We start from the raw sequence: 18,438 nt of genomic DNA, 5'->3' as shown, positions 1-18,438 counted from the left end.
TAGAGATAAGTCGTAAACCTATAAATACTTTATGAGTTCAGGGCTGTATGTATTTAAATATTATAAAACTTAAGATATTTGTGATATTAAGCTGATAAGAATATCTTCATTGTCTTAGGGCTGAATACTCGCCACTATATTCATGCCAAATTAAAATCTATCTTGACAACTCCTCTTACACCATTCTCGATAATGTTCGCAAAGACTGAGCACCCGTCTCTTGACCAAATTGGATGTGAATGAAGTCTTTTTCTATAGCTAATATTATCCCCCTTGTAGCTGAGTCTAGTTAATATTTCCCCTGCGTCATTTAATAATAATATTTGTCCATCCCTAGATTTAGATCTAGTAACCTTATCCACAACAAACAGCTTACCAGATGGGTGAACATTAATATGATCTCCTGTCATTCTCGTCATCACAGTTACTGAATATCTCAGTGTGAGATCATATTTATATAATGTTTGTTCTTTACCTTCTCCCTTGAAATAGTAAATATTATTTCCAGTTCGACCCCACACAGGGTGATGTATATTTTCTCCAATATAACTTATATTATTTCCATCTCTATCTGACAATATCAATATTTTTCTTGGCCCATACTCTAATCTTTTGTTGTTAAACAAGACAAAAAGGAAATGATTACCGTCTGGTGACCACTTTGGATGTTTAATTTTATATCCTGTAGCGTTTTTTAATATTTTATTTAGTGCCTCTTCCTGTAAGAGATCATCTAACACAATATTTAAGTGTATATCACCTGATTTCAGATCTATGACTCTTACAAACTCTTGTTTAATCTTTTTCTCAGGTCGTCTTAATTCATGGCTGGAAAACAATCCCAGCATAGTCCTTGAATTTGCTGACCTCAATCCCCCTGTAATTCTCATTAAGTGCTTTCCACTTGATGACACGATTTCAGTTGTAACATTTTCTTTATTGTTATCAACATAGGCTATTATTTCATCCGTTAGCCACTGTTGCAAAGCCGCTTCATGTGCCGTTCCGCTTATTCCTTTTGCAATTACGAGTGCTTTTTTCGGGTCAAATTCACGGTTAATAATTATATCTCCGACTCCCGGTACTTGATCTGAAAAACGAAAGCACAATAAATCATTTCCACTTGGGTTGTCAGGATTTAGATCAAAATAACTATGTATATGTTGCTTATTAAAATCAGTTACTGTATTAACTTCATAATATATATTGGTAGATTTAATATCTACTTTGAGGCAACTATGAGCTGTATTTTCTTTTGAATTAATCAGTGGTGAAAATAGCAAACAAAAGCAAAACAATCTCCTTTGAATATCCATTATATTATATCAGTTATTCATTATATATAATCAAGTTAAGATACTGAGATACTCGATTTAGTTATCACGAATTACACGATCCAAGTACCTTTTATAAATATTTGATGCCGTTTTTTTTAATTCACAATTAACATTTTTCTCTATATTCAACTTAATTCTCTTTTTTAATTTATCTCTTTTTTCTAGTGGCCTACTTACTCGCAACTCATGATAAGTCCCTCTTTCTTTCATTGACTTTTCCATTCCTGAAAAGCACTCAGCTACGTTTTCTTTTGAGTGTTCAAAACTAGTGTAGTTCATATTATATTTTTTATTTAGTCGGTCAATCACAATATCAAAATTATTAATAACATCACTAAATGCAGCTGTAACAAACTTATTCTGTAGGTTTTCAATTTCAGAGTAAAATTTTATATATATTTTATATAGTTTTTCGATATCACAATCTCCCTCATAAAGTACATACGATATGATAGCCTCCTCAGGCTCTCGTATTAATACTAAGCATGGTATATTCCATTTACACGCCATTTTAACCTGGACAGTAGAATGTAAATGTGATGCTATTTTATATTCTCCTATTTGGGCATGGCGGAATGCGCGGCATGAAAAGGTATTTCCAGATCTGGGGAAACCTTCTATAACCAGATCGGTTTGTTTTGTTACGATATTACTACTACGAAAAATCCTAGCTATCGGCCAATATATAACTGGTATATCTACAATTATATTTCTAACAATCGATCTAATCATTTTGTCCACTGTTGAATGATAAATATTCATTACTGAAAGACATAAAACACAAAAACTCTATTGAGGACCATACTATTATAATATGTTGATAAAATATCAATTCATAGTATATAAGATGATCATAAATAATTGCTCAATACTATGCATGTGATATGTATTTGTTGTTTGAATATTTATATCTGTCTCACTATTCGTAATATGCTAACAGGCAACCATGAAATGATAATAATTTTAACTGCCTGTATTTTCCCACGGTAGTCATTTCGCATCATTTTTAAAGATTTGTATGAATATTTTCTTGCATTTATGGAGTCATATCCAGACATACAGCGTATTGCACAGTTCAAATCGTAATTACCAGTTTGCGATTTAATATTTGTTTGTTTAGTAACATCTTTATTTATTATAGGGCATCTATTTTCTGCGCTACCTAAATCACGTAATTTTCGATTTTCCAATGCTCTTATTGCACATGATTCCTTTGAGAAGGCCGTATTTTTTGCAGTAATTCCTTCTCTTCTATATCTAAATTTATAGAGTACATTTGGTAATATAACGACATCACCGTATTCAGTAAGCCTTAGCCATAAATCATAGTCTTGCGCTCTTTTATATAGCGGGTCATACATTACCTGTGCATTTCCAATTAAACGAGGGAACACTGCTGTACCATGAACAATTTCATTTCGTTTTAATAACTTTTTCTTTATATTTCTCTTTTGTGAATTTCTAATAGTCGTTAAGTATTCACCATCATCTAGGATGCACTCATAATCACTCGCAACAAGTACAAGTTTTTTATTTTCTTTTAATGTCGTAATCTGTATAGATAAACGCTCTGGCAGACTAATATCATCTGCATCCTGTCTGGCTATATATTTCCCACGAGCAACGTTTAAACCATTATTCAATGCTATAGTTAATCCAGTATTATTTTTCTGCGAAATTACTCGTATTCTATCATCCTGTTTAGACCAATATTCTACTATTTCTGATGAACCATCAGTCGACCCATCATCAACTATGATAAATTCAAAATCCTTGAACGTTTGATTAATGATACTTTTTATTGCATCATCAAGAGTAGTATAGTCATTGTACGTCGCCATTAGCACGCTTACGGTTGGTATACTTATACTCATCACCTAATCCTAACAATATCCAAAACAAGAGTGTTTCTAATAATTGATTGTTGTGTAGTAGTGAAAACTGAATGTGGTAAACAAATACACACATTAAAATAAACCTAGTTGCACTATCTTCCTTTTGTTGAATTTTCTTGAACACTACATAAAGAAGTAAAATAAATAATGAAAATCCAATTAACCCGTAATATTTAATATAATAAGCAATTTGATTATGGTTAGTAGCAACAAGCTGATAGGATTCACCTGTTGTAATAATTTTTCCTAGCTTACGTCTCCCTTCCTCGACTAATATCATATCGTCATTAGAACCTTCTCCTCTATCTAAACGTCTATTTACAGGAACACCAAATAATGGATCTCTCGCAAGCGCCGCATACACTCCATATATATTAGAAGTTAGCTTATAGTATGTGTTAGCATCTATTCCTAATGTGCTTCTCTGTGACACGCCAGTAACAAGCATTTGAAAGGTACCAAAAGAAATAACTCCTATAACACCAGCTAGTAACACAATAAACGTTTTTTTAACAAAATGCCGACTACTCAAATAGTATCCAAGTATAACAGAGGCTGGCAATCCATATATCGCACTTCGTGTCTGCGTGTATAGAATCAAAAAGAATATTAATAATAATATAGTCGTGAATAAAATCTTCTTAATATAGTTTCTTAAATAGTTGGATCCTTCCCAAAGGCGAACCATTAGTATAATAAACAGTGTACCTAACAACAATGAAAACAATACACCTGTTGTAAATGTACCGATAATTCTTCCAGTATGTTCAAAATAATCAAACCTTTCTTTTTCAAATATTACTATAGGATTGTTTGGCACTAAATTTTTAATAGTTATGTTAGCTCCAAGCGCCTGAATAACTCCGAAAATGATTCCAGGTATCGCACTAATTAGTATCGTGTTATAAACCACCTTGTTCGATATTTTATTCCACTCAACAATGGGTAAATATACAAGCGCAAATATTTCTATTAAAGCAATTTTTATTGGATCAAATATATTTTGAATGTGAATTGTTGAATCAACTAAGTACTTAAATAGAATTAAACTAAATCCAACAATCAAGACTTTTTTTGTTTGCCTTGAAATAGGACGTACTTTGTTTACAAATAATAGCAAACTAATGACTGTTGTTACTGCCAGGATTCTCTCAGGAGTTACAACATAGGAATAAAGATATACAGCCGCAAGTGCTATATTCGCAAATATAGTTAATTGAACGAGCCTAGAAGGTAATGAGTTCATTTCACATAATTATTTTTGCAGTTTATGTAAAAGTTTTGCAATAACAGTATTTGGTGATCTCATCATAGATTTTATCAAAATAATATTTCTCCTTATACTGTATGTAACTTCCCTTAGTTTTACATGCGTAAAGAAGATAAAAAGATGAATTTTCTTTGGTGCTGTTTCGTTACACAGTAAGTACTCATGGTCTTTTAGTAAGGATGATACTGTTCTCTCATACAACCATATCTCTATACTTGACAATTCATTTTTCCATGCCTCTGCTCTATCCTTATTCGCAACCTTTCCAACATTCTTATGTAGGTGGCGTTGCGATGCAGGAATTGCTTGTGCATATCTATTATTACTTGGGTTATCATCCAAGTCCGCCGAATAGTTATCTTGATGACTGATTACCCGTGTCTCATTGAAAAGAAATTCAGAAATATTCCCAATTACTTTATCTTTTGTAACCAGCAGTTCCTCATATTTTACTTCCAGAATATTATTCTGGTCTTTAATATAACTCTTTGCTCCTAAGATATTTCTCCATTTTTGTGCGGCTGATACAGGATTGATAGCCATCGGCACACCATATATAGAGTGTCTTGATCTCTTTTTTGATGCAAATACTCCACGACCATCACGATATAACAATATAAATTTTAGTCCCGGTACAACATCTATTATTAGATCAATATATTCAATTTGTACTTGCTTAATTATAAATACGATATTCGTACAATTTGTACTATCTGGAAATATGATAGTAAGTAATTGATGCAAAAGGTTAGTTGCACTCAGTGGATAACTCAGGGAATTCAAAAGATTGACTTGCATGATTTCGTTAAATTGCCAGTTCTTAAACTTCTGCTCCTCTTTTAATATTCCGAGAAATCTGAGAACTTCTTCTCTAGATCGTAGATCATTACCATGGCATGCTAGAATAGTAAGGATACTACTTTCTAGTGTAACGGTAATACATGGCATTTCATTCAAAAGCGATGAAAGATAAGTTGAACCTGATCTATCATCGTATATGATAGTCGCTAGGGTAATGCTCATTTTAATAACATTGATATATAATAAATTCCGGAATTATGAACTAAGGTAAATCATATTTAAACTTGGCATAAATTGTTTTAAATAAAAATATCATCTCTTCGCAAAAGAAAATCCTGATATTTCAGAAACACATTTCTTAAGTATGGATATCACCTCTCAATACTCTTCTGATTGCATCACCTATAAATATTGGATTAAATGAGGCATGTGTCCATAGTCCAGTATATTTTCTTACTGCTATCCATGCATATCCATTGTGTATTATCCGACCTATTGATACAGCCAGCGCGATCCCTGTTAATCCCCATTGATTGGCAAGCAGAACAGCCAGTAGCATGGATAATACACCTGTAGTTATTGTTATTTTCATTAAATTATCATGATGCCCAGTAAAGGCCAAAACGATCCCGCATGAACCAGTCCATGCGTTAAATAATTGGCCAAAACTTAGGATACCTAAAGCCAATGCTGCGTTCACGTAGTCTGGGCCATATACAATATTAAGGACTCCCCCACTCCAAATTATAAAAACAATAAGTATCAGGAGCGATGGTATAAATGCTAAAGTAGCCATACCTTGCAAAACTGCTTGAAGATGGTAATACCTTCCAGTTGTATATAATTCAGAGATTACCGGCTGTACAGTCATATTTACAATCATTAAAGGAAATGTTACCAACATCACTAATTTCCATGCTGCTCCATATAATGCAACATCTGCAGTAACCAGGAATATTGCGGCGACCCATAAACTAAAATTAGTTAATATCTGATTGATAACATTTGTTATAAATAAAGGGCTAGATATCTCTATTATATTTCTTAAGCTTGTTTTTCCTTGTCCAACAAACATCACTCTTCTACGAGCAAGGATAACGATTGTAATAAAAAGACTGAAACCAGCCAGGAACACGGATGTATCTATCAATTGAAAAAACGTTAGGTTCAAATCTAGCATCCATATTCCCAACAGAAGTAGCGCTAGCATAAAACTGAATAACACACCATCAAACAATGATGCTAACCTGATATCATGCACCCCCCTAAATACCTCTGCTAATGGAGTCTGGTAAGCAAGTATCAATATCCAGATCGCGCTAACACCTATAATATTTTCTAAAATCTGGATATCAAATACATCTATAACCATCAATCTCCCAATCACTAGATAATACATACTGCAAACCACCATCACACCTATAGTGATTATAAACAGCATTTTCCATATTGCATCAGCAGCACTGCCAGGCCTATTATCCGCAAGTGATTCTGCAACGATTTTTACCACAACTTGCTTAATTCCATAGCGTGCCAATAACGAGCCAAATAATACAAGGCTCGTCAATATAAAATAAGCACCCATCTCATCAGTTGATAATATGCGCGCAAGTATTACATTAATTGAAAGTGAGCTTAAAACACCTATCATCTTTATACTTAGCGCCCACACTGCTCCTGTAAATACTATTTTTGTTAAGCTTTTCGGCATCAATATCTACAGTTTATTTCATAATCAGTTGGAAGCAGATGTAAAGAAGGTTTCTAGCTACTACTACGTTACACTAGTGTAAACACCAGCCATGTAATCACAACACAACAACTAATAGTAACCGTAGGATGAGCTTTTATCTTTAGATTTATTCAGTACAGTACCGATAACACGAGTATTTTCGATTAATTCATAAGCCCGCTTAAGTTCATCCTTACGCGTACCACCCTCTTCTACAACCAACATAATTGCATCGATATAGGGTGAGAATGCAATCATATCGTCACAAGAGAGTAATGGTGGCATATCAAAGATAACGATACGATTCGGATATCGATTTTTTAGCTCTTCAACCAGTTGCACCATCTTTGGTGATGAGAGCATTTCCGAGGAATTTGAAAAAGGCTTGTTACCCGGCAGAATGACTAACCGCTCTAAATCTGGATTGAAAAGAATCTCACTCAGCTCTAAGTCTTCAGTCAGGTACTCACTGATCCCTGGTTGTTCATCCGTGAAGAAGTAACGATGAATGCTGGGGCGCCTAAGATCCATATCTACCAGTAGCACCGAATGATTGACTTCCCTGGCCAGGCTGATGGCAAGATTGATTGAGGTAAGGGTTTTTCCGCAACCTTCATTGGGACTGGTCACAGCCAAAGAATTCCACTGATTGGCCTTCAGTCTCTGGAGTACATGGGTGCGAAGCACCTTATATTGATCTGATATTGAATCATTGGTATCACCTGCGATGACCCGCTTTTCTCTTAACTGATCTTTTGATATTTCAACTGATTTGGTTTTGATATAGGTTATCTTCGATGTGACTTCCGGCTCCGGTACTTGACGTACTAGTGTACGACGATGGCCATCATTTTTTGTTGTTGTATGAGCATCACGGGCGCGCTCTAGTGCTTGTTTTATTTTTTCCATAATCGCCTCACTGCGGATCTAGCCATGAACTTCTCATTAAAAAATAATTTCTGGTACGCATTCTCTATTTGTTGCTGGTACCGATTATTTCTCATCATACACCCAGCTCTATGCCCAGTTTTCGCAGTACGATGTACCAGATGACATCCAAGGGTTTATAGAACAAGTGAACAGAGACCACCGTTATAGCCATCGCTGCGATTAAACCAAAAATTGCTATCGCGCCATTTGTTGTATGCTGCCGCTGGTCCTCACTGCATTCAATATAAGGAATGACAGCCAAGGGAGGTGCATGGGTAATGGCCGCGACGCCTTTGCTTCCGTACACACTCTGATCCATACTCTCTCTGACGACTACATTGCCGAAGCCACCGGCAAAGCTGAAAACAAAACCCAGAAAGAGAATCGCCATACGATTGGGTTTATCCGGTTTCTCTGGCAACTGGGGTGGCTCAATGAGGGAGAAGCGCTCGCCTTTTCGCTCACGTTCCAGCGACTCTGCCAATTGTGCCTCAAGTTGTTTAGCTTTAACCTCTTGGTACTTTAACAGGGCATTCTCATAGTCACGTGTCAGATTACGGTACTCCCGCTCCACCTGCGGGCTTTGCATCAGTCGCTCTTCAAAATCTTTGATCTTACCTTTGATTTCCTCTCTCATCGTATTGAGGGAAGCTAACTCACCCACCGCTGCTTTAAGCTGTGTTGACAACTGCAGATACGCAGGGTTGTCAGATTGTGCTTTCTTTTTCTTTTCTTCCAGATTGGTATCGAGTTCTTTTTCAAGCACCTCGATTTCATCTTTCATTTTGATCAAGGTGGGGTGATCATCAGTATAGCGTGTCGCAAGTGCCAGATATTCTGTCTGTAGAGCTCGTAGACGATCTTCCGTTCCCACGACCCTGTTACCGCTAGAGTTGTAGAGGTCAGTTGTGGGACTCATCTGCATCAATTCGGATTGAAGATAGATTTTTCGTTCTTCAAGGCTTCGAATCTGTTGAATGGTTTCTGACAACTCCCGCTCATTGCGCTCCATGAGTTGGATATTGAGCTGCTGGAGTTCCGGTAAATTGTTGACGTTTTTCTCTTTAAAGTCTGCAAGAGATGCCTCCAGTTCGGTAATTTCCTGGTTGAGCCGTTCGGCTTCTGCGCTTAGAAAACTTGAGGTTTCAAAAGCAGACTGTGTACGTTGCCTGAGATTTTCACCGAGGTAGAGCGAGACGAGTTCGTTAGTAACCTTTTGCGTAATCCGCGGTACCTCATTGCTGTATGCGAGTGTGAATGCGATAGTCGCGGTGGTGGGTCGGCCGCTTCGCGGGTCAACCACATCGGCGCTGATCATTTCGAGTTCTATATCTTCCTGCAACGCCTCTGCCAACAACGTGATACTGGTGTCTTCCCTTTCGTCTGCATAGAGCCCGTATTCATCGATGATCTTACCAAGATTCGCAGTGGTCATTACCCGTTGGCTGATAACCTGGATACGCTCACCAGCGTAAGAGGTTACGGTGGAACGGACTAGTTCACTTGGTATTTCCTGCTGTTCGATCAGGATCGTGGCTTCGGCACGGTAGATGGAAGGCAGGCCGAGTGCCAAGCCTATGCTCAATAGCATTATGATTGCTGCCGGTACGATCAGCTGCATTTTTCGTCGTTTAAGGATGGCGAAATAGTCGCCAATCCCCAGTAACTCTTCCTCTTCCATTATCCCTGTCACTTCCGATTTACCGAAGCTAGAATTGTATCACAACAATCAACCTTAAGTAGATAACTCTAATATACAACCGCATCTGTTTGCGTTGCGCTTGAATTATTATATTAAATAACATTTCCGTCATTTAAGCTCTGTGTCACGTATCCCGTATCCTCTGTACCGTTCAATGCTTTGCCACATAGTATCGCTGTAGGGAGGAGACGCTATCGTGTGGGAAGGGCTGGTGGCAAGCCACACAGCAGGGTAAGCTCAATCTGAATGAAAGATGAGCATTCCCAGCACCTGCAAAGAAACTCCATCCCTCGAACTGTCATTTATGAAACCCCTTACAGAGAATGGCGCGCGCTAAAGACCGTAACACCGATCTGGGCTGTACCGATCATCCACGTAGCCGCAGGCAGTGGAACCACATCGATTGTTACCACCATATGCCATACCGGCAAATACCATTGGTAGTTTCATCTCGATTGAGAGTGTAAATACTGGTACTCAGAATACCAAGTAAATATTCGGCTTTTTAGATCAGCGAATCTGTTTCTAATCCCATCACTAACTACAGTGAATACCAGAACATCGGGCATGGGAACAAACTATGTACCGATTTCATTGTCAACAATTGTTACACTGCTTAACGTGTCACCGTGAAGTGAGAGTACCCAGCTATACGTGTATCTGGGATCTGTATCGCTGATTTGAATGTTGAATACCTCGACATCGTAAAGTTAATTGATCACTGCTTAATAAAATGCATTCCAGTCCTGGGTTCATGGTACTGTGCAAAAATAAAACATGGTTTTCCATTAACCAAGAAAATTTAACGATATCAATTCACAATGCCATTAATCGAGACTACTACTGCTTCACAGTTGATTATTACTGGGCATACTCCATTATCCTTGGGTATAACCTGTCAGATCTGATCGACTTTATTGCACGCATTCATTGTAAAGGATAAATATTTTTTACACGGTATAGTTTCCCTGTCTGGCGTAATTGCTTTGACGACTTTTTGCGACAGATCACATTTTTTTAGCAATTTTCAATCAGACTCTCAAACTTTTTCCTGAATTATTTGTGATCAAAATCCGACTGATATGCAATGATATGTATGAACAATGCAGAGTTGATATCTTTATTTCATAACTTGTAACCAACCTCTTTCCTTGCGGTCTTCTTTGGCCCATAATCCACCACTGCGAAATCGTATTGATCGCAGTAGCTCTGGAGGAGAGGGATTTGCTCGAGGTCAAACAATCTGATCGGTCACTGCTACAGCGCCGCAATAGCCTGACCACTTCGCTTCAGGCCTTCCTCGACGGCCTGGCTGTGGTGATTTTAATTCTTGCCCTGCCACTCTTATTTCATGGCAAGCTGACCTCTCACTACATCATACTGGCCCTGGCGTTGCTGGGTAGCATGTCGGTGATCTATGACAGGATGAACATATACCGTCATCACGGTACGATGACGAAAAAGGCCTTCAAGCTTTTCAAGGCATGGAGCAGTGCCTTCGCCTTCCTGCTCTTGTTGGCGTTTGTCACCAAATATACCGAAACATACTCCAGGGCGGTGGTGCTGCTGCTCTTTGTATTGGGTTATCTCGCCCAGGTCAGCCTCCATTTCGGGTTCAGATTGATACAGCGGCACATGGTCTCGCAGGAGACCAACACTAGGGCGTTGATCATTGGCTGCGGCGCACTGGCAAACCATTTGTACGACCGCATCAACAGCAATCCGTGGATGCCTGAAGAGGTTGTCGGTGTGGTATCCGCCACGGATTGCGACGACACAACCGATCATTCAGGCCGGTCAGCCATGCCTGTTGTCGGCAGGTTGGAAGATATAAATCGGTTGATCAGAGTTTACGATATCCAGACCATCTATATCGCCGTATCGCTGGATAGTTCACCGATGATCCAGCAAATCTATTTCGAGCTGTTGAATGAAAATGTCAATATTCACTGGGCACCGAATATATTTGCATTGAATCTGATTAACCATAGCGTAAAGGAATTGGCAGGCATACCGATCCTAACTCTGTCGGAAACCCCATTGATCGGTTCTCACCTTTTGATCAAGGCGATAGAGGACCGCGTATTAGCGTTGATGTTTCTGATTCTAGCCAGCCCGATCATGTTGATCACCGCGATCCTGATAAAGGTTGAATCCCCCGGCCCGATCTTTTTCAGGCAGGAACGCACCGGCTGGGATGGAAAGCACTTCAGGATCTGGAAGTTCCGCAGCATGAGGTTGCATACCGAGAAGGATGGGATAGTGAAACAAGCGACCCGTGATGACCCGCGCATCACCCGCATTGGCCGATTCATACGCCGCACCAGCATCGATGAACTGCCTCAACTGCTTAACGTCTTGGCGGGTCAGATGTCGCTTGTCGGTCCCAGACCTCATGCACTCCAGCACAATCTGGAGTATTCAAAACGAATCGAGGCCTATCTGGCACGACATCGTATCAAGCCAGGGATTACCGGGTTGGCTCAGATTCGGGGATTTCGAGGAGAGACCAAAGAACTAAAGCAGATGGAGAAACGGGTCAAATATGATTTGGAGTACATCAACAACTGGTCTTTGTGGCTTGATCTGTCTATTTTACTGAGGACCCCATTCAATCTCAAAAATGACAATGCCTACTGAGTCTGGTTTGGCACGCTTGATGATAATCAATTTCAATATAGTGAATTAAGGACTACCAACATGGATGATAATATCTATTGGCACCATGCCACCGTCACCCGGGAACGACGGGAAAAGATGAATCTGCACCGGGCTAAACTGCTCTGGTTCACCGGTCTCTCGGGTTCCGGCAAGTCCACCCTGGCGCATGCCCTGGAGGAACGACTTCACCAACGTGGATGCAGGACTTATGTCTTTGACGGCGATAACGTAAGACATGGCCTCTGCCGGGATCTTGGTTTTAACATCGAGGACCGCACAGAAAACATACGACGGATTGGCGAAATGTCGAAGCTGTTTGTCGATGCTGGAACCATCGCACTGACTGCATTTATCTCTCCCATACGCAAAGACAGAGATAACGTACGCCGACTTTTTCAAGAGAACGATTTTATCGAAGTCTATGTGAAAGCATCGATAGAAACCTGTGAATCACGGGATGTGAAGGGACTCTACAAAAAGGCACGGGCGGGCGAGATCCCCGACTTCACAGGCATCTCATCCCCTTATGAGATACCGGAGAATCCTGAAATCGTCATCGATACGGAGGACCGGGATATCGATGAGTGCATTGACTCATTGTTGGAATCACTGGAGTCTCTCGATGTGATTCCAACTATGGTGGTATGATTTAAGTGGCCTATGCATTCCCACGCTGGAGCGTGGGTACGAATCAAACCGGTGCGTGGGAGCGAGGTGTAACCGCCTGCCCTATTCACCGTCTTCGCGTAATACGATTTCTACACGCCTGTTGCCGAACCGTTTATCCAGCTCTTCATGTTCATCTGTCGTCGATTTCGGTACTGGGCCCCTGCCTTCGACCTGAATACGCTCTGAGCTGATACCCCTTTCCGTGAAGTAGTTGGATACAGCATTTGCACGCTCTACCGACAGACGCATGTTGTAGATGGGATCACCGCTTGCATCCGTATACCCCGTAATAGTCATTATGGATGCCTTGTTTAGCGAGAGGACGATATAGAGGTCATTCAACATATCCTTGAATTGATCAGGTATTTTTGGATTATCAAATTCAAAGTAGATCTGAAACTTCCGAATAGTGGGGATAATGTCTATTGTTTCCTTTGTGCCTTCACCAATCTCAATTTTTTGATATCTCGACTGGGTTGCAATATAGTCTTTGCTGGCCCTTTCAACGGGATCCGCCGTCACGATTGTCGACTCTATGTTTTCCAAGGATGGGCTCGTTTCAACATCACTCTCAACATCTGATATTGCTTTTGTTTTATCCGCTTCCGTATCAACAATCACAAGATTTGGCTCTGCGCTGGTTTCGACTTTCTCCGGTACTGTTTCAATCACCTCGGGTTCTGCCGAAGTCTCGATACTGGAATCTGCATCGATCTGAAGGGGCAGACTTTCATCTGTTTCAGGTATTTGCTGCCCATTCCCAGCAGAGGGCGGGTCCGTCTCACGCCCATCTTCTGTCGGGTTGATCATCGACTGCAGCTTGTCGACTGTCCCATTCCAGGCCTGATCAATGCGCTCAGGTTTGATGACAAACAGTGCTAAAAAGAAGAATCCTGCTAACACAAGAAAGAAAATATTGCGTAACGATTTACCAAAGGTACCGGTAAACAGATCTTCAACCTCAAGCGTCTCAGCCGTGTTGATCAATCCCCCCTTTTCATCAATTTCGTGTTTACGTCTTTCTGCCTGCATGGATGGCAGGTTGAGGATATCCTCTGGATTGGTTTCAGTGTTCTCTGCAGACGCATCTTCTACTTTGATATCGCCCTCTTTGAGTAACTTCGATGTCAACGCATCCATATCAGACTCATTGACGTAATCCTTTGCAGAGGTTACTGATGCTTGCTCTGTGGTTATCGGTTGGACAAGACGTTCTGCTTCATCATTTAAGAGCGCTACATCAGATTCATCTGAAGATAGTTTCCCCTTTTCGGATGAGAAGTCAGAGTCGACCAGGTCCTCTCCATAGGGATAGAATTCCGATATATGCTCTGCATCCTCTGTTTCTGTCACGGAATCTTTGGCTTCTTCTGTCTCCTGTTCGATACTCGACTCAGCATCTGCTTCTAGCTCGGATTCGGATTCACCTTTCACCTCTGCCTCTGCCTCTGTATCTGTATCTGTATCTGACGCTGCATCAGGCTCAGTCGCCAACCTGGCTTCACTCTCCTCGAAAACCCCAGTATCGGGCTCGGTAATGCCGACACTCTCAGTATCAACAGTTTGCGGGAGTTCAATACTCTCTATCTCCGAGCCAGGTTCGGATGGCTCTGACCGGGGATTTTCAAGCTGGCCATATTTATCCTTGAATGTGGTAAAGGAGTCGCCACTCTGAATGGACAGACGCTCCTCATCAAACAACTCTCTGGCGACAATCCATACATCATCTTCTGTCAACTCATGCTTCTCCTCCAATGCGCCGTAGAGGAGTAATCGACTGACAATATGATTGATCTTTCTCGGTATGCCATCAGACAAATAGTGTATGAGCGGAAAAATCGCCTCATCAAACACTGGGTCCTGATTCCAACCGACAATACCGAGCCTATGTTCGATATAGCCCTCTGTCTGTTGCAGATCCATGGTTTCGATTTGACAGCTAGCAATCATCCGCTGACGAATCTGCTCCATTTCCGGGCTCAGAATAAGCGACCGAAGATCATCCTGACCGATGAGAAATATCTGGAAAAGCGGGTGACTCCCGGTTTGAAGATTGGAGAGCAGACGAAGCTCTTCAAGACCATTCAGGGTAAGATTCTGAGCCTCGTCAATGACGATGACGGCCCGCCTGCCCGCCAGATACTCTTTGGTGACAAAATCCTCGATACTCGTCAGCAGCGTGGCCTTATTAAAGCTTTCAGCAGGTAACCCGTACTCCAAGGCCACCTTTCGCAGCAGTTCTTCAGCTTGTAATTGATTGGTAACCAGGTTGATTGCCAGAATTTTCGATTTGTCGACTTCCGACAAAATGTCGCGAATCAGTGTTGTCTTGCCTGAACCCGGCCTGCCGGTGACCATGATGAAACCTTCACCCTGCTCCAAGGCATATACCAGGTATGACCACGCCTTCAGGTAGTTTTTATGTGCAAATCTGAACCGCTCATCGGCACTCAACCGGAATGGATTTGCGTCTAATTTGTAATACGATTCAAACATTTAGTAGCTACGTTCAATTTACAACATGATCGCAAAGGAGAAAGCTGCTGATATTCAGCATACACTTATGTTTTAGTTTACAACCGAACTGTCCGCTTATCCTGATTGGCGAAAAACCGCCGCAGTATATCACTACAAACCATATCCTCTGGAAATGGCCCAATATACCATCATGGACAAGAATCGACATGGAAGCATATGGCAATGCTACTGCTCTCTTCAGTATACGATTGAATCGTTAGACAATAATTACAGACGCCGCAATCTTGATAAAAAAATAAGGCGTTCAAAGGGATTTCAATTCGACTCGTGAGAGTCCGGGTGCACTCCCCCGACAAGCCAGGTAGGAGTGGCAACGGTCAATAAATGCGCTGGTGCTTTTCGGCATAGAAACTCTGGCCCTGGCGATGTGAGTAATGAGATCCACCCCATCCTTGATCAGCCGATGGCCCTCATCTGCTTCCCAACAGGCCAGACAAGAATCATTATTTCTCTCTAACGGCCCGATTTGCATGAGTTTTTCACCGGCGACCGCAAATCTGGGCCAGATGTCGAATATTATGGGGTCGGTGCGCAGGGTTTCGCACTTGAGTTTTGCCGCCCCTGCAAACTGTCGGGTCGACTCTTCAACTCCCTTGAAGAAATGACTATCCTGGAATGCCTCGATCATCGCCTCCGATATATTGTCGATATCGTGCATGGACTGCGCAATCTTTATATACCGAGTTTCATAAAACGATTCTATCGGAATCGTGAATGCGCGGAAGGGTTCCCCCCAAAGTTCATCAATGCCCTCATCGCCGCTGCGATGCTTCACCAGATTGCCAAGCTCCAGCGCCTCCAACAGATACTGGCCACACTCATGCAGCATTTCCCTGCCTCTACCGCTCTTTATATTCTCATCCTTCAGTTTTACCAAGTCTCTGAATATATCCGTGCCGCGATTGAACAGAGCTCCGGCCAACATTGCACCCTTCACACGTTTCAGATCTGGGTCGTCCTCCTCCTTATACGCCTTTCTGGCCTCTTCCAGCCTGTCGCCGGGCATGTTGATGCCATGTTCGACATGGTTGAATAGTCGACGGGTAAGCGCCTCGATTAAGTGCTTTTTCGTCTCCAGGTTATCTTCCATCGGCACGTAGTGCTTTATCCAGTATCCGTCATAGAAGATACAGGTCTTGCCATCGATATTCCGGATTGTGCCGTTGGGTGTTTTGTCTGGATTGTGCATTGGTACGTCCTAGAGCCTGCCAAGACTAATCCAGCCGGCCCTGCTGGCAATAATTATTATATCCTGTAAAGCAGTATGTGCGATGTGCAGTGACGATATATGAACGAACGGAAATGCCACTGGACGGAAAAACTGCCCAGACCCTGCGGGTTATGCCTGAAATAATATCGATCAGCATTGCTAGCCGTTCATCTGGAATCACCCAACTACTCTCCTCATGCCTTGGTTGGCGCTATTTCAGTTGTATCAGAGCCGCTTGGATTAGTGTCAACAGACCCAAACATCATCTCTGAGAAAATTTTGACCCTATATACATATCTTTGTCACATAGAATATGGCTGTGGGAGGATAAATATTGTCCTAGCAGTTATTTCTGAAAAGTCCAATTTTTTCCCGCTGGCCGGGATGAATCAAAACCACTCGCCAGACACAAAAATGCATAATCTCAGTTATTTATCACCCGCTGGAGTGCCGCATCAGATCACTTCCAGCTGCCTGACCAGCGAAGCCAACTGCTCGTCTTCCTCCAGGGCGCCTTCCCAGAATGTATAGACAACCTGCTGCTCGCCTTCACCGACGACCAGCTTTGCCTGAAACGCCTGCCCATCACCCGGTTTTGGGTGCTCGCTGAATGACCTAAGGGATGTAACCGCATGCTGAAGCTCAGACTCCTGATGTGCGGTGAGTTTTCCTGATCGCGGCTTCTGTGTCGCATAAGTACCTGTATGGACTGTATAATTTCCATCTCCATCAATTTCTATACGAAACGAATACTCTTCTTCACCTGTGACTTGGTAGTTAATGGGAATCATGCCAAACTCCTGAAGATGGTCTGTCATCTATGATAAATTTTGCGCCTATATGCCTCATATTGAAAGGTTTAGCCCCAATTTTTATCGATCTCTCAGTTGAGCTGGATCAGAGACTGATCATCATTCCGATTGTGACCGGTATATCCCATTAACATGTATTAAGAGAGACCATGACAAATAAATCCGTTGCTATCGTGACAGGTGCCAACCGCGGGCTTGGATTGGAGACCAGCCGTCAATTGGCCAGGCTTGGTCACCATGTTCTTATGACCAGCCGAAATGAGGTCGATGGACAGGCCGCTCAACAGATGCTGTTAAACGAAGGTCTGGATGTCTCCTACCACCCGTTGGATGTTCGCAGTGAAGCCTCCGTACTGGCTGTGGTGCAACATTTCCGGCAACATCACAAACGACTGCAGATCTTGGTCAATAACGCAGGTATATTTCCCGACCCTTCCCCAGAGGATTCAGAAAGCAGTGTCTTCAATGCCGAAATCGAGAACATTCTCAATGGCTTCGATACGAATACGCTTGGTCCGTTAAGGCTTTGCCAGGCACTCATCCCGCTTATGGATGGAGAAGGGTGTGTGGTCAATGTCTCATCCGGCATGGGACAACTCAGTGAAATGGGGGGGTGCTGTCCATCCTATCGGTTATCGAAGACAGCGCTCAATGCATTGACCCGAATTTTCTCCGAGGAGCTGAAGCAGACGCAGATAAAAATCAATTCCATATGCCCCGGTTGGGTGCGGACAGATATGGGAGGAAAAGAGGCAACCCTGTCTATTCCTGAAGGTGTGGAAGGTATAATCTGGGCGGCCACTTTAGCGGATGATGGGCCGAGTGGAGGTTTTTTCCGGTTTGGTAAACCCATTGAATGGTAGACCGACTGTTACCTGGTG

At 41.7% G+C, this 18,438-nt stretch carries 14 protein-coding genes; 3 read left to right on the top strand and 11 right to left on the bottom strand.

The features are described from left to right. Positions 1-140 precede the first annotated feature (140 nt). From AB8516_RS20250 to AB8516_RS20215, 8 genes are all read right to left on the bottom strand, one after another. Positions 141-1,316, bottom strand: a complete 1,176-nt coding sequence (locus AB8516_RS20250) for a TolB family protein (protein ID WP_369162980.1) — start codon at positions 1,314-1,316, stop codon at positions 141-143. 57 nt (positions 1,317-1,373) lie between these two features. After that, a complete protein-coding gene (locus AB8516_RS20245; protein WP_369162979.1) occupies positions 1,374-2,069 on the bottom strand; it encodes a hypothetical protein in 696 nt (231 codons plus the stop codon). Positions 2,070-2,242: 173 nt separating this feature from the next. After that, on the bottom strand, positions 2,243-3,211 hold the full coding sequence (locus AB8516_RS20240) for a glycosyltransferase family 2 protein (RefSeq protein WP_369162977.1): 969 nt from the start codon (positions 3,209-3,211) through the stop codon (positions 2,243-2,245). Further along, on the bottom strand, positions 3,162-4,478 hold the full coding sequence (locus AB8516_RS20235) for a hypothetical protein (RefSeq protein WP_369162976.1): 1,317 nt from the start codon (positions 4,476-4,478) through the stop codon (positions 3,162-3,164). The genes AB8516_RS20240 and AB8516_RS20235 overlap by 50 nt, the downstream gene beginning before the upstream one ends. Positions 4,479-4,487: 9 nt before the next feature. Next, entirely contained in the window at positions 4,488-5,525 is a 1,038-nt protein-coding gene (locus tag AB8516_RS20230) for a sulfotransferase (protein ID WP_369162975.1), read from the bottom strand. A 136-nt stretch (positions 5,526-5,661) separates the two neighbouring features. Next, a complete protein-coding gene (locus AB8516_RS20225; RefSeq protein WP_369162974.1) occupies positions 5,662-7,014 on the bottom strand; it encodes an oligosaccharide flippase family protein in 1,353 nt (450 codons plus the stop codon). Between the two features lie 111 nt (positions 7,015-7,125). Further along, positions 7,126-7,944: a CpsD/CapB family tyrosine-protein kinase gene (locus AB8516_RS20220; RefSeq protein WP_369162973.1), complete on the bottom strand. Its 819-nt coding sequence runs from the start codon at positions 7,942-7,944 to the stop codon at positions 7,126-7,128. Between the two features lie 94 nt (positions 7,945-8,038). Next, positions 8,039-9,646 carry a GumC family protein gene (locus AB8516_RS20215; RefSeq protein WP_369162971.1) on the bottom strand — a complete coding sequence of 536 codons (1,608 nt, stop codon included), beginning with the start codon at positions 9,644-9,646 and terminating at the stop codon, positions 8,039-8,041. 1,215 nt (positions 9,647-10,861) lie between these two features. Between AB8516_RS20215 and AB8516_RS20210 the strand changes: the two genes are divergently transcribed. Together AB8516_RS20210 and cysC are read left to right on the top strand one after the other, a co-directional pair. After that, positions 10,862-12,307 (top strand): undecaprenyl-phosphate glucose phosphotransferase, encoded by a 1,446-nt coding sequence (locus AB8516_RS20210; protein WP_369162970.1) that lies wholly within the window; start codon positions 10,862-10,864, stop codon positions 12,305-12,307. Between the two features lie 60 nt (positions 12,308-12,367). Further along, positions 12,368-12,976 (top strand): adenylyl-sulfate kinase, encoded by a 609-nt coding sequence (cysC, locus tag AB8516_RS20205; RefSeq protein WP_369162968.1) that lies wholly within the window; start codon positions 12,368-12,370, stop codon positions 12,974-12,976. A gap of 81 nt (positions 12,977-13,057) precedes the next feature. Here cysC and AB8516_RS20200 read toward each other — a convergent pair whose 3' ends face one another. The 3 genes from AB8516_RS20200 to AB8516_RS20190 form a co-directional block, all read right to left on the bottom strand. Beyond that, positions 13,058-15,493: an AAA family ATPase gene (locus AB8516_RS20200; protein ID WP_369162967.1), complete on the bottom strand. Its 2,436-nt coding sequence runs from the start codon at positions 15,491-15,493 to the stop codon at positions 13,058-13,060. Between the two features lie 286 nt (positions 15,494-15,779). After that, complete coding sequence (locus AB8516_RS20195) at positions 15,780-16,724, bottom strand: hypothetical protein (RefSeq protein ID WP_369162965.1); 945 nt, start codon at positions 16,722-16,724, stop codon at positions 15,780-15,782. Between the two features lie 476 nt (positions 16,725-17,200). Beyond that, positions 17,201-17,536 carry a hypothetical protein gene (locus AB8516_RS20190; protein WP_369162964.1) on the bottom strand — a complete coding sequence of 112 codons (336 nt, stop codon included), beginning with the start codon at positions 17,534-17,536 and terminating at the stop codon, positions 17,201-17,203. 170 nt (positions 17,537-17,706) lie between these two features. Here AB8516_RS20190 and AB8516_RS20185 point away from each other — a divergent pair, with 170 nt between their 5' ends. Beyond that, positions 17,707-18,420, top strand: coding sequence for an SDR family oxidoreductase (locus tag AB8516_RS20185; protein WP_108294022.1), 714 nt, complete (start codon positions 17,707-17,709; stop codon positions 18,418-18,420). Positions 18,421-18,438: the final 18 nt, after the last annotated feature.

The organism is Candidatus Thiodiazotropha sp. LNASS1, assembly GCF_964212655.1.
Lineage (GTDB): Bacteria > Pseudomonadota > Gammaproteobacteria > Chromatiales > Chromatiaceae > Thiodiazotropha.
Note: the sequence above shows the minus strand (reverse complement) of the source record. Positions and strands in the feature narration are given on the sequence as shown.